Origin of the sequence: Pontibacter pudoricolor (assembly GCF_010092985.1) — a bacterium.
GTDB classification, from domain to species: Bacteria; Bacteroidota; Bacteroidia; order Cytophagales; family Hymenobacteraceae; genus Pontibacter; species Pontibacter pudoricolor.
The window spans coordinates 2,021,453-2,036,661 of sequence record NZ_CP048106.1; the positions used below are offsets into that span (position 1 = coordinate 2,021,453).

Annotated in this window: 16 protein-coding genes; 9 read left to right on the top strand and 7 right to left on the bottom strand. The window is 47.2% G+C overall.

Features of this window, described 5'->3' with window-relative positions; genetic code table 11:
- Positions 1-169: 169 nt before the first annotated feature.
- The gene (gene surE / locus GSQ66_RS08655; RefSeq protein WP_162427108.1) at positions 170-946 is read right to left on the bottom strand and encodes a 5'/3'-nucleotidase SurE; all 777 of its coding nucleotides are present in this window, start codon (positions 944-946) and stop codon (positions 170-172) included.
- Between the two features lie 120 nt (positions 947-1,066).
- Between surE and GSQ66_RS08660 the strand changes: the two genes are divergently transcribed.
- The 6 genes from GSQ66_RS08660 (at position 1,067) to GSQ66_RS08685 (ending at position 6,055) form a co-directional block, all read left to right on the top strand.
- Positions 1,067-1,684, top strand: a complete 618-nt coding sequence (locus GSQ66_RS08660; protein ID WP_162427109.1) for a mechanosensitive ion channel protein MscS — start codon at positions 1,067-1,069, stop codon at positions 1,682-1,684.
- A 39-nt stretch (positions 1,685-1,723) separates the two neighbouring features.
- On the top strand, positions 1,724-2,164 hold the full coding sequence (locus GSQ66_RS08665) for a DoxX family protein (protein ID WP_162427110.1): 441 nt from the start codon (positions 1,724-1,726) through the stop codon (positions 2,162-2,164).
- 155 nt (positions 2,165-2,319) lie between these two features.
- Positions 2,320-4,071: a M14 family metallopeptidase gene (locus GSQ66_RS08670; RefSeq protein ID WP_162427111.1), complete on the top strand. Its 1,752-nt coding sequence runs from the start codon at positions 2,320-2,322 to the stop codon at positions 4,069-4,071.
- A 222-nt stretch (positions 4,072-4,293) separates the two neighbouring features.
- A complete protein-coding gene (locus GSQ66_RS08675) occupies positions 4,294-4,914 on the top strand; it encodes a nitroreductase family protein (RefSeq protein WP_202923424.1) in 621 nt (206 codons plus the stop codon).
- 169 nt (positions 4,915-5,083) lie between these two features.
- Complete coding sequence (locus GSQ66_RS08680; RefSeq protein WP_162427112.1) at positions 5,084-5,587, top strand: hypothetical protein; 504 nt, start codon at positions 5,084-5,086, stop codon at positions 5,585-5,587.
- Positions 5,588-5,602: 15 nt separating this feature from the next.
- Positions 5,603-6,055, top strand: coding sequence for a DUF421 domain-containing protein (locus GSQ66_RS08685; protein WP_162427113.1), 453 nt, complete (start codon positions 5,603-5,605; stop codon positions 6,053-6,055).
- 76 nt (positions 6,056-6,131) lie between these two features.
- Here GSQ66_RS08685 and GSQ66_RS08690 read toward each other — a convergent pair whose 3' ends face one another.
- The 4 genes from GSQ66_RS08690 to GSQ66_RS08705 form a co-directional block, all read right to left on the bottom strand.
- Entirely contained in the window at positions 6,132-7,439 is a 1,308-nt protein-coding gene (locus GSQ66_RS08690) for a hypothetical protein (RefSeq protein WP_238395876.1), read from the bottom strand.
- Between the two features lie 162 nt (positions 7,440-7,601).
- Positions 7,602-8,390, bottom strand: coding sequence for a PhzF family phenazine biosynthesis protein (locus tag GSQ66_RS08695; RefSeq protein WP_162427114.1), 789 nt, complete (start codon positions 8,388-8,390; stop codon positions 7,602-7,604).
- A gap of 91 nt (positions 8,391-8,481) precedes the next feature.
- Positions 8,482-9,963, bottom strand: a complete 1,482-nt coding sequence (locus tag GSQ66_RS08700) for a S10 family peptidase (RefSeq protein WP_162427115.1) — start codon at positions 9,961-9,963, stop codon at positions 8,482-8,484.
- Between the two features lie 111 nt (positions 9,964-10,074).
- On the bottom strand, positions 10,075-10,671 hold the full coding sequence (locus GSQ66_RS08705) for a DUF3267 domain-containing protein (protein ID WP_238395877.1): 597 nt from the start codon (positions 10,669-10,671) through the stop codon (positions 10,075-10,077).
- A gap of 107 nt (positions 10,672-10,778) precedes the next feature.
- Here GSQ66_RS08705 and GSQ66_RS08710 point away from each other — a divergent pair, with 107 nt between their 5' ends.
- The 3 genes from GSQ66_RS08710 (at position 10,779) to GSQ66_RS08720 (ending at position 12,982) form a co-directional block, all read left to right on the top strand.
- Entirely contained in the window at positions 10,779-11,234 is a 456-nt protein-coding gene (locus GSQ66_RS08710; protein WP_162427116.1) for an ankyrin repeat domain-containing protein, read from the top strand.
- 81 nt (positions 11,235-11,315) lie between these two features.
- On the top strand, positions 11,316-12,206 hold the full coding sequence (locus GSQ66_RS08715) for an ABC transporter ATP-binding protein (protein ID WP_162427117.1): 891 nt from the start codon (positions 11,316-11,318) through the stop codon (positions 12,204-12,206).
- Between the two features lie 5 nt (positions 12,207-12,211).
- Entirely contained in the window at positions 12,212-12,982 is a 771-nt protein-coding gene (locus GSQ66_RS08720; protein WP_162427118.1) for an ABC transporter permease subunit, read from the top strand.
- Here GSQ66_RS08720 and GSQ66_RS08725 read toward each other — a convergent pair.
- Both GSQ66_RS08725 and GSQ66_RS08730 read right to left on the bottom strand, forming a co-directional pair.
- Complete coding sequence (locus GSQ66_RS08725) at positions 12,977-13,654, bottom strand: hypothetical protein (RefSeq protein ID WP_162427119.1); 678 nt, start codon at positions 13,652-13,654, stop codon at positions 12,977-12,979. The genes GSQ66_RS08720 and GSQ66_RS08725 overlap by 6 nt on opposite strands.
- A 175-nt stretch (positions 13,655-13,829) precedes the next feature.
- Complete coding sequence (locus GSQ66_RS08730) at positions 13,830-15,074, bottom strand: bifunctional 3,4-dihydroxy-2-butanone-4-phosphate synthase/GTP cyclohydrolase II (protein WP_162427120.1); 1,245 nt, start codon at positions 15,072-15,074, stop codon at positions 13,830-13,832.
- Positions 15,075-15,209: the final 135 nt, after the last annotated feature.

The following is a 15,209-nucleotide window of genomic DNA, read 5'->3' on the forward strand; positions in this document are numbered from 1 at the left end:
GTATAAAAGCCGGCCAATTGAATTGATGGTGATAACACCAACAATGGCTCGCTTTCTACTTCAGGAACTATAAACCAAAAGCAAGTTTACAACCTATAAACTATACCATCATCCATAAAAAAGCCCGCAGCTAAACTATAGTTGCGGGCTTTTTAGTATTATATATTTCTTAGATATCCCACTCGTTGTTAAGGGTGGAGATGGCGTGGTAAGCGGTCATGTCGAACTGGCATGGAACTATAGAAACGTAGTTGTTCACGATTGCCCACTCGTCCGTATCTTCGCCTTTATCATGGTTCACAAAGCTGCCGGTCATCCAGAAATAACGACGGTTACGTGGGTCCAGGCGCTCGTCAAATTCTTCCTGCCACTTGGCATGGGCCTGCCGGCAAACCTTTACCCCTTTTATCGTTTCATCACTTTTCTTCGGGAAGTTAACATTCAGGGCCGTGTTCTCTGGTATCGGGTTTTTAAGCGCCTGCCGGATGATCAGTTCTACAAAGGGTCTTGTGTGAGAAAAATCGGCTTCGTGGCCGTAATCACAAAGCGAAAAACCGATAGCCGGCAAGCCTTCAATAGCCGCCTCAATAGCCGCTGACATCGTTCCGGAATAAAGCACACTGATGCTGGAGTTTGAACCATGGTTTATGCCACTTACTACCAGGTCCGGCTTGCGTTCTTTCAGAACATGGTATTTGGCCAGTTTCACGCAGTCGGCGGGCGTGCCGGAGCATTCGTAAGCTTCAATTCCGAGGTCATCAAAAGCAATGGATCTATCGAGGCGCAGGGTATTACCTATCGTTATGGCATGTCCCATACCCGATTGAGGCCCGTCCGGAGCTACCACCACTACATCGGCTATCTTCATAGCAACTTCTACCAGCGTGCGTATGCCCGGAGCAGTAATGCCATCATCGTTCGAAATCAGTATCAGTGGTTTAGCCATTTCTATTATTTTTAGTTGAGTTATGATAAAATAAACGAATTTCTTTTTCGTGCTAATATACAACAACCTGTTGCAGTGCATCAAGGTTTAAGAAAATTTTAGAACCCGAATAAACAAACTATGATTATCAAAAATATATTTTACGCAATACTGCTGGGGGTGGGCATGGCCGCCTGCCTCTCGCAGAACGACCAGAACGTAGAGGGTGCAACGGCCGGCACTGCACAACTTCCCGTTACCGAAGCTACTGATGAAACTATAACTCCTACTGCAGACCAGCTTCGCATTGCGCCCGGCAAGGTGGGCTTTATAACTATAGCCGATGACATTGAGCAGATGCGCCAAACTATACCTGTAGGTTTTGCCATAGCAGATACCATGTTGCAGCAGGAAGGAACACAGGCAACAGCTTACATCGTCCGCCCGGAAAAGGAGGCGAAAGGCATACTGGTAGAGCAGCAATGTACTACCGGCTGTAAAGTCTGGCGCCTTAATGTGCAATCCGGCAAATACAAGACGGCCAAAGGAATAGGTGTTGGCGACACGTATGAAAATGCAAAAAAACAGCACCCGGTAAATACTGTTACCCTGGCAGACGGAGGCCTGGTTGCCGTTGCAAAAGATGGCGGAATGAGCTTTGTGCTGGATACCAGCCAGATACCTGCCAACGACCGTTCCCGGCTTACGCCCGAAACAGTGCCCGCTGCTACACGCATTAAAGCTATTCTTATATATTAGCTACTTGTAATATTTGTAGCGAATTAGTATTATTGCTGCATGGCACTACTCCGCTCCCGCTACAAGTACAAAGATTTTGGACTGCTTATACTGCGACTTGGTATTGGCTGGATGTTTATTTTACATGGCTGGCCAAAGCTGACAGGCGGCTCTGAAACATGGGTACAGATAGGTAGTAACATGAAATTGCTTGGCATTGATTTTATGCCTGTTTTCTGGGGTTTTATGGCTGGTTTTGCCGAAGTGGTAGGTGGTGCCCTGATAATGCTTGGTTTCTTTTACAGAATTGCCTGCGCCCTGCTGGTAGTTACCCTGTTTGTGGCAGCCCTGCGCCACATGACAGCCGGCGAGGGTTTTATGGGATACTCGCATGCTTTAGAGGCCGCTATTCTTTTCTTCTCACTATTATTTATCGGCCCCGGTAACTATAGTTTAGATAAAGCGATCTTTCCGAATAAAAAGGACCGCCGCCTGTACTAAGCCTTGAACTATAAATACTGCTCCTGCCACACAACAAACTATAGTTTATGTATGGCAGGAGTTTTTGTTTTATACCGGTGCTATCGTTTACTACCTGGATTTCTTACCGGAAATACCTTAAATTACGATCTCAACAAGATAAGCTAACCCTACCTATGCTAACCACGCTACTTTTAGCCACACTGCTAACGACAGGCTCACCAGGTAAAGCCGACCTGAAGACGCCCTATGAAAAAGGAAACGGCAACATTACCGCCACCTACGACGAAACGATAGAGTGGTATAAAAACTTCGATAAGGCGTACGACGAAGTAAAGATGGTGCCTTATGGCTATACCGACTCCGGCCGTTTGCTGCACCTGGTCATCGTTTCTACTGATAAAGATTTTGATCCGGCCTCTATCAAACAAAAAAACAAGCGCGTACTGCTGATTCAGAACGGCATACACCCGGGCGAGCCCGAGGGGATTGACGCCACCATGATGCTGGCCCGCGATTACCTGGCAGACAAAAACAAGCGCAAACAACTGGATAACGTGGTGCTGGCCATTATTCCGGTTTATAATATTGGAGGAGCTCTTAACCGCAACAGCCACACCCGCACTAACCAGAACGGCCCGGAAGTTTATGGTTTCAGAGGCAATGCCCGCAACTTGGACCTGAACCGCGACTACATTAAAACTGATTCCCGCAACGCCAAACTATTCCACCTGATCTTCCGCGACTGGGACCCGGATGTATTTATGGATAACCATACCTCAAACGGAGCTGATTATCAATACGTGATGACCCTGATTGCCACGCAACACAACAAACTGAATACGACGCTGGCAAAATATCTAAGCGAAAAAATGGTGCCTACCCTGTACGCCGGCATGAAAAAGGATAAGTACCCGATGGTACCTTACATGAACACGGTTGACGAAACCCCGGACAAGGGAATTATCGGGTTTATGGAATCGCCGCGCTATGCTACGGGTTATACGGCACTTTACAATACCATTGGTTTTGTGCCGGAAACGCACATGCTGAAGCCTTTTAAGCAACGTGTAGATGCAACCTACAAGCTGATGGAGAACATGATAGAAACGGTGCACCGCGATGCAGATGAGATCGGGAAATTACGTGCCAAAGCCAAACAGGAAACATTGCAGCAACAAAGCTTTAATCTGAACTGGCAACTCGACACAACCAAAGTAGAGCAGATTCCTTTTTTAGGCTATGCTGCTAAATATAAACCGAGCGACGTAAGCGGCCTGGAGCGCCTCTACTACGACCGTAAAGCGCCTTACAGCAAAAATATTAACTACTATAACACCTTTACGCCAACAACTATAGTTGAGAAACCGGTAGCCTACATTATACCTTTTGCCTGGCACGAAGTAATTGACCGCCTGAAAACCAACAAGGTAGAAATGCAGCAGCTAACCAAAGACACAACTATAGCTGTAGACACCTATTATATTACCGACTATAAAACCAGTCCGCGCGCTTACGAAGGCCATTACATACACACAGATGTGAAAGTAGAGAAACGAACGATGCAGCGGCAGTTCCTGAAAGGCGATTACGTGGTGTACCTGAACCAGGAAGCCAACCGCTTTTTAGTAGAAACCCTGGAACCACAAGCCGTAGATTCTTACTTCGCCTGGAATTTCTTTGATTCAATTCTGATGCAGAAAGAATACTTCTCGAGCTATGTGTTTGAGGACCTGGCTGCTGACTACCTGAAGAAGGACCCGGAGTTGCGTAAAAAACTGGAAGACCGCCGAAAAGCTGATCCGGAGTTTGCCAAAAATGCGCGTGCCCAGCTGGACTTTGTTTACCGCAACACGCCTCACTACGAGCCTACCCACAACATGTACCCGGTAGGCCGCCTGATGCAGGACATGAAACTACCGCTGTAAACTATAGCGACCATACTATAAAGAATAGCTGCCATCCGGCAGCTATTTTTGTTTTCCCCATCCTACTGATAAAGAAGCATTTACGTAAATATCACCCCTTCCCCTGTGCACTTAAAATCCGCCTATTCAACCTTTAGAAAATATTTTCCGGAACCAAACCATGGAATATCAGCGTTCTTATTCTATATTGCATGTACATACATTAAATTTACTTACATATAAATGACACTTATTAATCATTTGAACTGGCGTTATGCTACCAAGCGCATGACCGGTGAACAAGTACCGCAGGATAAGATTGACTATATACTGGAAGCAACCCGTTTATCTGCTTCCTCTATGGGGTTACAGCCATACACGGTATTAGTTGTAGAAGACAAGGACCTGCGCACGCAAATACAGAAAGTAGCTTATAACCAGCCTCAGATAGTGGAGGCATCGCACCTGTTGATTTTTGCTGCCTGGGATAAGGTAACCGAAACCGATATAGATGCTTATATGCAGAACATTGCCGACGTGCGCCAGGTACCGGTTGAGTCGCTTGCTGATTTTAAGGGCAGCCTGATGAACTCTGTGGTGAACCGCACGCAGGAACAGCAGTACGAGTGGGCTGCTCGCCAGACCTATATTGCCCTGGGCACTGCACTGGCTGCCGCAGCCGAGCAGGGAGTGGATGCAACACCGATGGAAGGTTTTGCACCGGATGCGCTGGACGAATTGCTGAACCTGAAAGAAAAAGGCCTGCGCAGCGTAACACTGATGCCGATAGGTTACCGTAACACCGAAGCCGATTTTCTGGCAACTGCCAAAAAGTACGCCGCGAAAAAGAACAACTTTTCGTGAAGCTGGCCTAAGTACCGGTTACAGTTTTTATAGTTTGGAAAGCCACCTCTACAGGTGGCTTTTTTGCTTTTACCCGCAGCCTGAAACTGTTTATAGTCTGGTGTCTCTACAACTATAATATCCTTCTCTTACTTCCTTCGTTTAACGGCATAATACAATATATGATAGCATGAAAAAGCATAACGGAGAACTGGAAATAGATGAAGACCTGAAAATGGAACATCGCACCTGGACCGTGCAACGGGTAAGCTGGGTGATTCTGCTTCTTATCGTGATAGCTGCCTTGCTTGGCTTTACAGGGCGGGGCGGTGTGAAAGGCATCAACAACATAACAAAAAGCACGCCCTCGCAGACAATGGAAGTAGAATATGACCGCTTTTTACGGGATGAGGTGGAAGGAGAAATGAAGATCAGCCTGAAAAACCTGAAATCGACGAGCCCTACCCTCTTTTTCAGCAGGGAATTTTATGACAAGGTGCGGGTAGAAGAAATTGTGCCGGAACCGGAGCATGTAGAGATCAGTCAGGATGGTATTGGGTACACCTTCCGGGCAACAAAACCGGAATTTATAGTTCTGTACTATACCAAACCCCTGCATATCGGTCCGCTACAGGTAGTTACCAAAGGACCCGATAATGAGACCGTTACAATGTCACAATTTGTTTACCCTTAATCACTGATTAAAACGATGGATACGATCATAAAAGGCGCTGTCATTTATATCTTTCTGCTACTGATCTTCAGGATAAGTGGAAAAAGAACCATGTACGATGCCACCGTATTTGATTTTGTGCTCTTACTGATCATTGCCGAAACAACGCAGCAGGCACTTCTGGGCGAAGATTTCTCGCTGACCAACGGTTTGCTGCTTATCACAACGCTGATCATACTCGACATTTCTATATCGCTCCTGAAGCAGAAATTTAGTCCGATAGAAAAACTGGTAGACGGAAGCCCGCTGATAATTATGGACAAAGGCCAGCTGCTCCGCGACCGCATGCGAAAAGAAAGGATAGATGAAGCTGATATACTGGAATCTGCAAGGGACCTGCATGGGCTGCAACGCCTGGACCAGATCAAATATGCCATCCTGGAAAAGAACGGAAAGATCACGATCATCCCGCACGATGAAGCCAGCTAAACTATAGGTAACGTTTACAACTATAGTTACAAAAAAACCACCAGTAACGGTGGCTTTTTTTTGTAACTGTAGTTTCTTATTTCAGCATCGATGCCGTATTCGGGTTTGAGAGCAGTTCGCCGAACAATTCCCATCGCTTTGCCGGGTTGTCGTCGGTGCCGCCATTGCGCTCTATGTAGTTGCGCACCAGTTGCTGGCCCAGGTTATAGTTGATCACGTAGCTGCGGTATTTGTCCATAAAACGCGTGCGCTGCAGGGCTTTATCCGGGGCATACAGGTTATATCTTACCAGCATTTCGGCTGCTTGTTCACGGGTAATCTTACCATTCAGGTAAAGCCTGGCTGCTTCGTTTCCGGCAAAGTCCAGCTGGCCGATCATATCCAGTATCTTGTAGTACCGATCGGCTTCGGCAGCATTTAAGCCGGCCAGCGGAAACAGCACTTCTTTTTCAAACGTAATGCGGTCCTGAGCCGGGAAAGCTACTTCAATGCCATAGTTGGCGCTGCCTTCGGCAATTAAACTTTGCGGCGAAAACAACGGGTAGATCGAATATTCTTTCCAGCCTTTCTTATCTACCAGATTCTGCTCCAGCAGCACATTAAATACATGGTGGCCCGGGTAGCCTTCGTGCGCAGCCAGGTCTATGGCGCGCTCAATGTAGATCGGAAAATCGGTATTGATCTGGATCAGACTATAGCCTTTGCCTTTATAGTAATTATAGCCCGACCAGGCTTTGTCGGTCACAAACTCGAGGGTAAAGTTTTCGTGGGCGGGTAGCTTATAGTGCGCTTTTGTACGGTTGCGGGCTTCGGCAATGGCGGTTTTAAAAACAGTATCCAGCTTTGCTTTCGGTATCTCGAATCGGGCACGGTAGGCATCCCAGCGTGCAGCTATCGTTCCTTTGCCGGGCAATTGCTTGTCTATAGCTGTGAGAATAGAGTCAAAATGGGCGAGCTCGTAATGCGGAGGCTCGGCATCGTACAAAAGCCTGGCTTCCTCATCAAAACTATAGTTCCTGCCCTGCATCATCTCTACTTTGGTTACGGCTGCCAGTATCTGCTTTTTAAACATAGCCAGGCGGCGCATTTCGTCGGCAGCCAGGTTGGTTGTATCCTGTGCCTGTAGTTGCGCTTGTATGGCTTTGAATTCGGTTAAAAACTCCTGAGCAGGCAGCGAGTCGGCAGGTTTTCCGGTGGGTTTCCATTCTTCAGGTCCATAGTAGGCATCTACTATATCGCTGTCGTACTGGCCCAGCCTTAGCAGGGTTTTCACGTAGCGCTCGGCCAGTTGGTCCATGGTGGCTACCTCTGCAGTCTCGGTTTTGGTAGTGGTGCAGGCCCAGCTGGCAGTAAAGAGCAGTACAAATAGAAAGGCTTTTCTCACAGGTTGCATACAGGTTGGATATGGTTAAGTGTAGTAAGTTATAGTTGTTTGAGCACGATGAAAAACAAATGCCGGCAAGATAGACTTAACCGGCATTTGTATCTATTAGTCTGCAGAATTGATCTGCAGAAAAAAGTTACTAAGCACTATAGCTGACCGCCATTAAATCTCGATTTCGCCGGTCAGGTACGTTACTGCTTTGCCGGTTATCTTTACACGGTTGCCAAGGTACTCGCAGGTTAAATTGCCTTGCCTTTTTGACAGCTGTTTAGCTGTAAGCACCTGTTTGCCCAGGCGTTTGCTCCAGTACGGCGTAAGCGTGGTATGTGCTGAACCTGTAACAGGGTCTTCTACAATACCTACCTGCGGACAGAAAAACCGCGACACAAAATCCACCTCCCTGCCCGGCGCCGAAACGATAACTCCGCGGGCTTCTACTGAATTAACCAGGTTGGTATCCGGGTTAAAGCCAGCTACCTCCTGTTCAGAACTATAGATCAGCAGGTAATCTGTTTTGCCCTTGTAAGTTTCCTGTGGGGCTTTGCCGAAAGCTTCTACTAATGCACCCGGAATTGCAGCTGCATCATACGTATCTATCGGAAAATCAAGGGTTAGCAGGTCTGCATGCTGCTGCACCTGCAGCAAACCACTGCGCGGCGAGTTCAGGTTTATAGTTTGGGATGGGTGGTTATAGTAGTTGAACAGCACATAGGCCGCCGCCAGGGTAGCGTGTCCGCACAGGTCTACTTCTACGGTTGGCGTAAACCAACGTATTTCATAGTCGTCGCCAGACTTCACCACAAAAGCGGTCTCGGCCAGGTTATTTTCCGCGCCTATGTTCTGCATGGTTGCATCATCGAGCCACGCATCCAGCACGCACACCGCCGCCGGGTTCCCACCAAATACCTTATCTGTAAAAGCGTCTATCTGGTATAGTTTTATTTTTGCCAAGGTTGTTTTAATGAGTAATGATTAATTGTCCTGGTTCTTCAGATCTTTCCTCTATAGGCTATTAACCTAAACTATAGTTGCAGGCTTCCTGCTAATACATAGCCGGCTGACCAGCTTTCGGCAGCGACTTCTTGATAAACTCGCGCAGGTCGTCGTTGCTTTTTACCAGGTCTTCTTTGCGCAGGTACATCATGTGCCCGCTGCGGTAGCCTTTCCAGCTCAGGCGGTTTTTCAGTTTGCCGCTTGGGTCTAACTGCCACATGCTGTACTTGGCGTTAAAATAATCGGTAGCGCCATCGTAATAACCGGCCTGGAAAAGCACATGCAGGTACGGGTTCTGAGCCATTGCCTGACGCAGGTTTTCGCCGGTGCGGTCGTTACCACGGTTCCAGGGGTGTACCGGGCCAAACATGTTATACTTCACGTCGGTCTTATACTTCAGTTCATCGCGCAAATACATGTTAATGGCAGGTGTGAAGGCATGCAGCCAGGCGGTTAGTTCGGCATTAAAATCAGGGCGGTCGCCGGCATTCTGGCGGTCTATGCCTTTGTAGCGCGAGTCGAGGCGGCCAATGGTGTAACCATCGTTACGGAGCAGCTCCTTCCAGAAAAAGTTGGCAGGCACATCGAGGTTATAGTTCTGGATGCTTTGCTCGGAAATACCCGCATAACGGGCCATTTTAGAAACGATCTCTTTTTTGTGCGCTTCTTCTATAAAGCCACCCTGCACTATAGCCGGCAGCAGCTCGTTGGTGGTAAAAGCCTCTACTTCCGGCAGCAACACATCCAGGTCCTTTTGCTGCAGATCGTGCGGCAGTTTTTTATGATACCAGGCAGTGGCCGCAAAATACGGAAGGCGAAGGGCAGCATCAACAGGGCCGCTGCGCTCTATGCCTAAATCTGTGGGCGATACCAATATAACCCCGTTCAGGTACATCCAATGGGAGTTCTGCAGTTCCAGCGCCAGGCCCGAAACACGCGTAGTTCCATAGCTCTCCCCTATCAGATATTTAGGGGATGCCCAGCGGCCTTTGCGCGTTACAAACGTGTTTATCCACTCGGCCAGGTATTTTACATCAGCATTTACGCCAAAGAACTTCTCCTTTAGTTTATCTTTATCAACACCTTCGGCCATGCGCGAGTAGCCTGTGTTTACCGGGTTTACATACACAATGTCCGCCACATCCAGTATCGATTCCGGGTTTTCGCGGTAGCCGTATGGTTGCACCGGGTAGCCTTCGTCGTCTATATTAAGCAGGCGCGGACCAGTGTAGGCAATGTGCATCCAAACCGACGCAGAGCCCGGACCACCGTTAAACGAGATAACCAAAGGGCGGGTGGCACGGTCTTTCACATCGGAGCGCTCGTAATAGGTGTAAAATAAACCTGCTATCGTTTTGCCGTTCTCGTCCCATACCGGCTGCATGCCTGTGGTAGCGTTGTACGCGATACGTTTCCCTTTAACAGTAACCTGCTGTTTGGTAGTAACCGTAGAATCAGGGTTAGCGGCACGCTGGGCCGTAGCAGGCAATATAACTGCAACCAGCAGCACAAGGTGTAAAAGTTTTCTCATGGTATATTTTGTAAGATAAAAGCAAAAACAACCCGCCACTGGCAGGTTAAGCAAACAATATAGTAAAAACCGGATAGATTTTAGCGATGTCTTTAAGCGGGCATGTAAAAGTTATAGTTTGCGGTAAACTATACAACCAATCAGGCCGGGGTGGTCTTGTACGAGGTCCTCTTTCCTGGCTTTGCGAAGCATCCAGAGAATAAGGGCATAGCCGCCGGCAGCAAAGGTAAACAGCAACCCAGACGCGAACAGGTAAATGTTGCCAATCAGAAGTCCGGCTATAGTTGGCAACACGCCCATCACCAAACCTGGCATCATGCCTCCTAACACATAGGTCCTGAGTGAAAGCATTTCTTTGCAGTGGCAATAAGGAGTCAGCATCTGCCAGAGCATGCCATATTTAATCGATCTGAGACCGTTTTTGCAGAATGCGGCCCATGTAAGGCCATGTAACAGCTCGTGCACCACCGCACCCGGAATAATAAGCAGCAAAGGGTAAAAAAATACTTTCTCCCTGTTTTCCCGGAAAAAGCTTTGCAGGGTGTGCAACTCAAACTGCTCTGGCCACAGCCAGAGGTAAGCCGGCACAAACAGGAGCAGCACAGGCACTATAAAAACAAGTGCCAGCAGGTTGGCCCTGGCAACGCCCACAGTCAGTTCCTCTTTTTTATAGTTTATAGTTTCTGCTTCCAGCGATAGATCTTCCATTATGATTCTAAAGTAGGTAATCCGCTTAACAAAACCCAGGCAATAGTGCATCCCAACTATAAAACAAAAACACTATATTTGTTAAGTACACTTATGATCTATCTGAAATGAAAACACTAATCTTACTTGCAGTATTGAGCTTTTGTATGTCATTTACAGCGTTGGCTCAAGGAAAGGATGAACAACTTTATATTGCCGTTCAGAAAAACGACAAAGCAAAAGTGGAAGCGCTCTTACAAAAGAAGGCTGATCCTAACTACGTAAAACAAGCCGGCTCCTGGATGAGAGTCAGTCCCTTAATAACGGCTGTAAATAATAATAACGTTGCTATTGTAAAGCTTTTAATTGAATATAAGGCTAAGGTAGATTGGAAAGACGGGTTTAATACAACTGCTTTAATCTATGCAGCCTCGAAAGGAAACAAGGAGATAGTGGAATTACTTCTGGATAATGGCGCTGATATAAACGCAACAGACGGACAAGGAAATAACGTGCTTTCAGCAGCGAAGGAAAGTGAAAATGCCGAGATAATTGCTCTTATAGAAAGTAAATTAAAGCAATAGCGTTAATCAGTCATTGACCAGTAACTATAATTTTTTATTAACTAAGCCTGCATTTGGGCACATCTTTAATCAAGTATATCTGTGGCTATCGTTTTAAGTATAGATAATCTCTCTAAAAAATATGGCAGCCTGAAAGCCGTAGACAGCCTGAGTCTGCAGGTAGAGGAAGGTAGCATTTATGGGTTGCTCGGCCCAAATGGTAGTGGCAAGACCACAACGCTGGGCATGGTACTGGATGTGATACAGCCTAGCGGCGGTAGCTTTTCGTGGTTTGGTAATGGCGTAAGCAAAGCAACCAAACAACGCGTAGGCGCCATCCTGGAAACACCAAACTTTTACCCTTACCTTACTGCTAAACGCAACCTGCAGGTAATTGCCGACACCAAAGGCGCAGATCACCAGAACATAGCTAAAATGCTGGACATGGTGGGCCTGGGCACGCGCAGCAATACAACGTTTAAAGGTTTTTCGCTGGGGATGAAGCAACGCCTGGCCTTAGCCGCTGCTATGTTAAACGACCCCGAAGTACTGGTACTGGATGAGCCGACAAACGGCCTGGACCCGCAGGGAATAGCCGAGGTACGCGACCTGATACTGCGCATAGCAGCCCAGGGCAAAACTATAATCCTGGCAAGCCACCTGCTGGATGAAGTAGAAAAAGTATGCACACACGTAGCCGTATTGCGTACCGGGAAGCTGGTAACCAATGGCCCTGTAGGTAATATCTTATCTGCAAAAGAGCAGCTTATAGTTAGTGCCGAAGACCTGGCGCCGGTGTTGCAACTACTGGAGCGCCTGCCTTACATTACCCAGTTTGCGCAGGAGAAAGATTATGTGATACTAACCCTACAGGAAGGCTACAGCAGCACCGACCTTAACCGGGACATGTTTGCACAGGGCATCGTACTGTCGCAGTTGGTGGCGCGTCGCAAAAGCCTCGAAAAACAGTTTCTTGAGATTATCAAATCCTAATACTGATGAACTTACTCCGAACCGAGTTCCGTAAAATATCCCCCTACCGTACTTTCTGGACCATACTGGCTATTTACGCCGTTCTTATTGTACTGCTGTTGTATGGCAGCATGAGCATGGAAGTGAACGGAAAATCACTTGGCAACGAAACATTTCAGTTTCCTCAACTATGGATGCGCCTGACCTATGTCGCTCATTTTTTTAATTTGCTGCTGGGTATTCTGGTTATAGTGCTTATTACCGACGAGTATAGCTTCCGGACCATCAGACAACAGGTAATTGACGGGCTCTCGCGTGCCGAAGTGGTACTGGCCAAGTTTTATGTAGTACTGGCACTGGCAGTTTTCAGTACGGTATTCATACTGGCGCTGGGTTTCTATTTTGGCCTGCTCTATAGTGCAGATAAGTCGCTGCAGGCCATGTTCAGCCAGATAGATTACCTGCCTTATTACTTTGTGCAGGCTGTTGCCTATATGGCACTTGCCATGCTGGTTGCTTTCATCGTCCGGAAGAGTGGGCTAGCTATTATCGTTTTTATTGCCTACACAAAAATCGTAGAGCCGATCATCCACTTTAACCTCCCCGACCACATCGACAAATATTTCCCGATGAAGGCACTGGATAGTTTAACACCTATGCCGGGTCAGGATCTGTTCGGCCAGCTGACCTCTCCGATAGAACAGCTTTCTCCTGCCATGGCTACCGTGCCCTCATTACTTTACGTGGGCCTGTTTTTGCTGCTGACCTATATCGTTCTTAAAATGCGCGATTTATAGGGTGTTATAGTAGTTAACGATAGCTATAAAGTCTGACGGCTGATCAAAATTCAGTCCATTCTTACGTACAAAAGACTTTATTAAGGATGCTTTTTTGCCGCAGTAAAACAGAAAATCTTTACGGTTCTGCTGTATCACTTTTATTTCACCCGCCGGGTTCATCACATAAAAAAGTGGCTTTATCTGGTCGTAATAAATTCCCTGTATAGGGTAACCCAGCGGATCGGTAGTTCTGTTTTCCATCATGCTGGCCAGGTGCGAATCAACAATGCGTTTGTTATAGCTTTCACGCATCAGTAAGGTTATGTTCCCTTCCAGTATCTGCTCAAAAAAGGTGGGCTTCTTAAAATCCGTATGTTCATCGCCCTGGTCCCAGTAAAGGGATTTAAACAGATGGCGCCGGTTACTGTACGTATTCGACACTTCAAACTTGTCAACATTTACCGGCGATAATGAACTCAGGGTATTATCGGCGAGCGAGACAGTTATTATATCCTGAGACCTGTAATAGGTAACCACACCTGTCAGCACCTCGCCCGAAGTAAGCGTCACCTCTCCTCTGGGCCAGATCTGTACATCAACGGCTTCTCTTGTCTGTGCTTTTAATGCTGCACTGCTCAACAGGCTTATAACAGAAAAAAGCAGCAACCTGGTTAATAAAATACATTTCATAGGCTTCCCTCCTTAGTTAAAATTGTGCCTTACCTACACTATAATTAACTATGAAATAAGCCCGACAGGTATGTTTTTTCTTAAAACAGATATAAATATTTAGGCAACACACTAAAAATAAAGGCCAGTGCATTGTTGCACTGGCCTTATACATAATCTACTTACAGAGAAATAGTTATCTGTTTATAATGGCGCTCCCCAGGATCTCATGCCCCAGTTTGTCGCGCTTGGTTGTAAGGTACTTCTGGTTGTGCTTGTTAGGAGCAATCTCAATAGGCACGTTACTTACAACTTCCAGCCCGTAGCCAATCAGTCCGGTGCGTTTTTTAGGATTGTTAGAGATCAGCATCATTTTGGTAACGCCAAGGTCACGCAGTATCTGTGCGCCAACGCCATAGTCGCGCTCATCCATGCCAAAGCCCAGTTCCAGGTTAGCCTCCACGGTATCGCGGCCCTGCTCCTGCAGTTTGTATGCTTTCAGCTTATTTATCAAACCAATGCCACGACCTTCCTGGTTCATGTAAACTATAACGCCTTTGCCTTCACGCTCTATCATGCGCATGGCTTCGTGCAGCTGTGGTCCGCAATCGCAACGGCACGACCCAAAAATATCGCCGGTTACGCAGGATGAGTGCACCCGTACCATTACCGGTTCGCCTTCTTCCCAGGTGCCTTTTACCAGTGCCAGGTGTTTGGCGCCGTTGCTGCGCTGAGTAAACGCATACAGGTCAAAATCACCATAATCGGTTGGCAGCTGCACAGCAATTTCACGCTCAATCAGGCTTTCCTTTTTCAGTCGATACGCGATCAGGTCTTTAATAGAAACCAGCTTCAGGTTAAAACGCTTGGCTACGTGTACCAGGTCCGGCAGGCGGGCCATGGTACCATCTTCGTTCATGATCTCGATCAGCACACCGGCAGGGGCAAGTCCGGCTAAACGGGCAAGGTCAACTGCTGCTTCGGTATGGCCGGCACGGCGCAATACGCCTTCTTTCTTTGCTTTAAGCGGGAAAATGTGGCCAGGCTTGCCAAGCGAGTGCGGATCAGTGTTTGGATCTACAAGCGCTTGTATGGTTTTTGCTCTGTCTGATGCGGAGATACCGGTCGTACATCCATGCCCGATCAGATCTACTGATACGGTAAATGGTGTAGCATGCAGGGCTGTGTTACGGCCTACCATCAGTTCCAGGCCAAGTTCTTCGCAGCGCTCTTCGGTAAGAGGCGCACAGATCAGGCCGCGGCCATGTGTAGCCATAAAGTTAATGATCTCGGGCGTTACCATCTCGGCAGCGCAGATAAAATCGCCTTCGTTCTCGCGGTCGTCATCGTCCACCACAATAATAACTTTACCCTGGCGGATATCCTCGATAGCATCCTCTATCGGATCGAGTTTTATAGTTTCAGTGTTTGTATTCTCCATAAAATATTTTGCGGGATAAAGCACAGTGTTAACTGCCTCTCTCCCTGCTTTTTGAAAACTTGTTGCTTCTACTTATCATAACTATAAAATCGGGGCATTGTTCAAAAGCAATACACCCCAAACTATAGCTATCCA

Coding starts and splice junctions, on each gene's coding strand:
- GSQ66_RS08665 (WP_162427110.1), top strand. CDS start 1,724: ATGGCACTACTCCGCTCCCGCTACAAGTACAAAGATTTTGGACTGCTT.
- GSQ66_RS08675 (WP_202923424.1), top strand. CDS start 4,294: ATGACACTTATTAATCATTTGAACTGGCGTTATGCTACCAAGCGCATG.
- GSQ66_RS08670 (WP_162427111.1), top strand. CDS start 2,320: ATGCTAACCACGCTACTTTTAGCCACACTGCTAACGACAGGCTCACCA.
- GSQ66_RS08730 (WP_162427120.1), bottom strand. CDS start 15,074: ATGGAGAATACAAACACTGAAACTATAAAACTCGATCCGATAGAGGAT.
- GSQ66_RS08700 (WP_162427115.1), bottom strand. CDS start 9,963: ATGAGAAAACTTTTACACCTTGTGCTGCTGGTTGCAGTTATATTGCCT.
- GSQ66_RS08660 (WP_162427109.1), top strand. CDS start 1,067: ATGATTATCAAAAATATATTTTACGCAATACTGCTGGGGGTGGGCATG.
- GSQ66_RS08680 (WP_162427112.1), top strand. CDS start 5,084: ATGAAAAAGCATAACGGAGAACTGGAAATAGATGAAGACCTGAAAATG.
- GSQ66_RS08710 (WP_162427116.1), top strand. CDS start 10,779: ATGAAAACACTAATCTTACTTGCAGTATTGAGCTTTTGTATGTCATTT.
- GSQ66_RS08720 (WP_162427118.1), top strand. CDS start 12,212: ATGAACTTACTCCGAACCGAGTTCCGTAAAATATCCCCCTACCGTACT.
- GSQ66_RS08685 (WP_162427113.1), top strand. CDS start 5,603: ATGGATACGATCATAAAAGGCGCTGTCATTTATATCTTTCTGCTACTG.
- GSQ66_RS08705 (WP_238395877.1), bottom strand. CDS start 10,671: ATGGAAGATCTATCGCTGGAAGCAGAAACTATAAACTATAAAAAAGAG.
- GSQ66_RS08725 (WP_162427119.1), bottom strand. CDS start 13,654: ATGAAATGTATTTTATTAACCAGGTTGCTGCTTTTTTCTGTTATAAGC.
- surE (WP_162427108.1), bottom strand. CDS start 946: ATGGCTAAACCACTGATACTGATTTCGAACGATGATGGCATTACTGCT.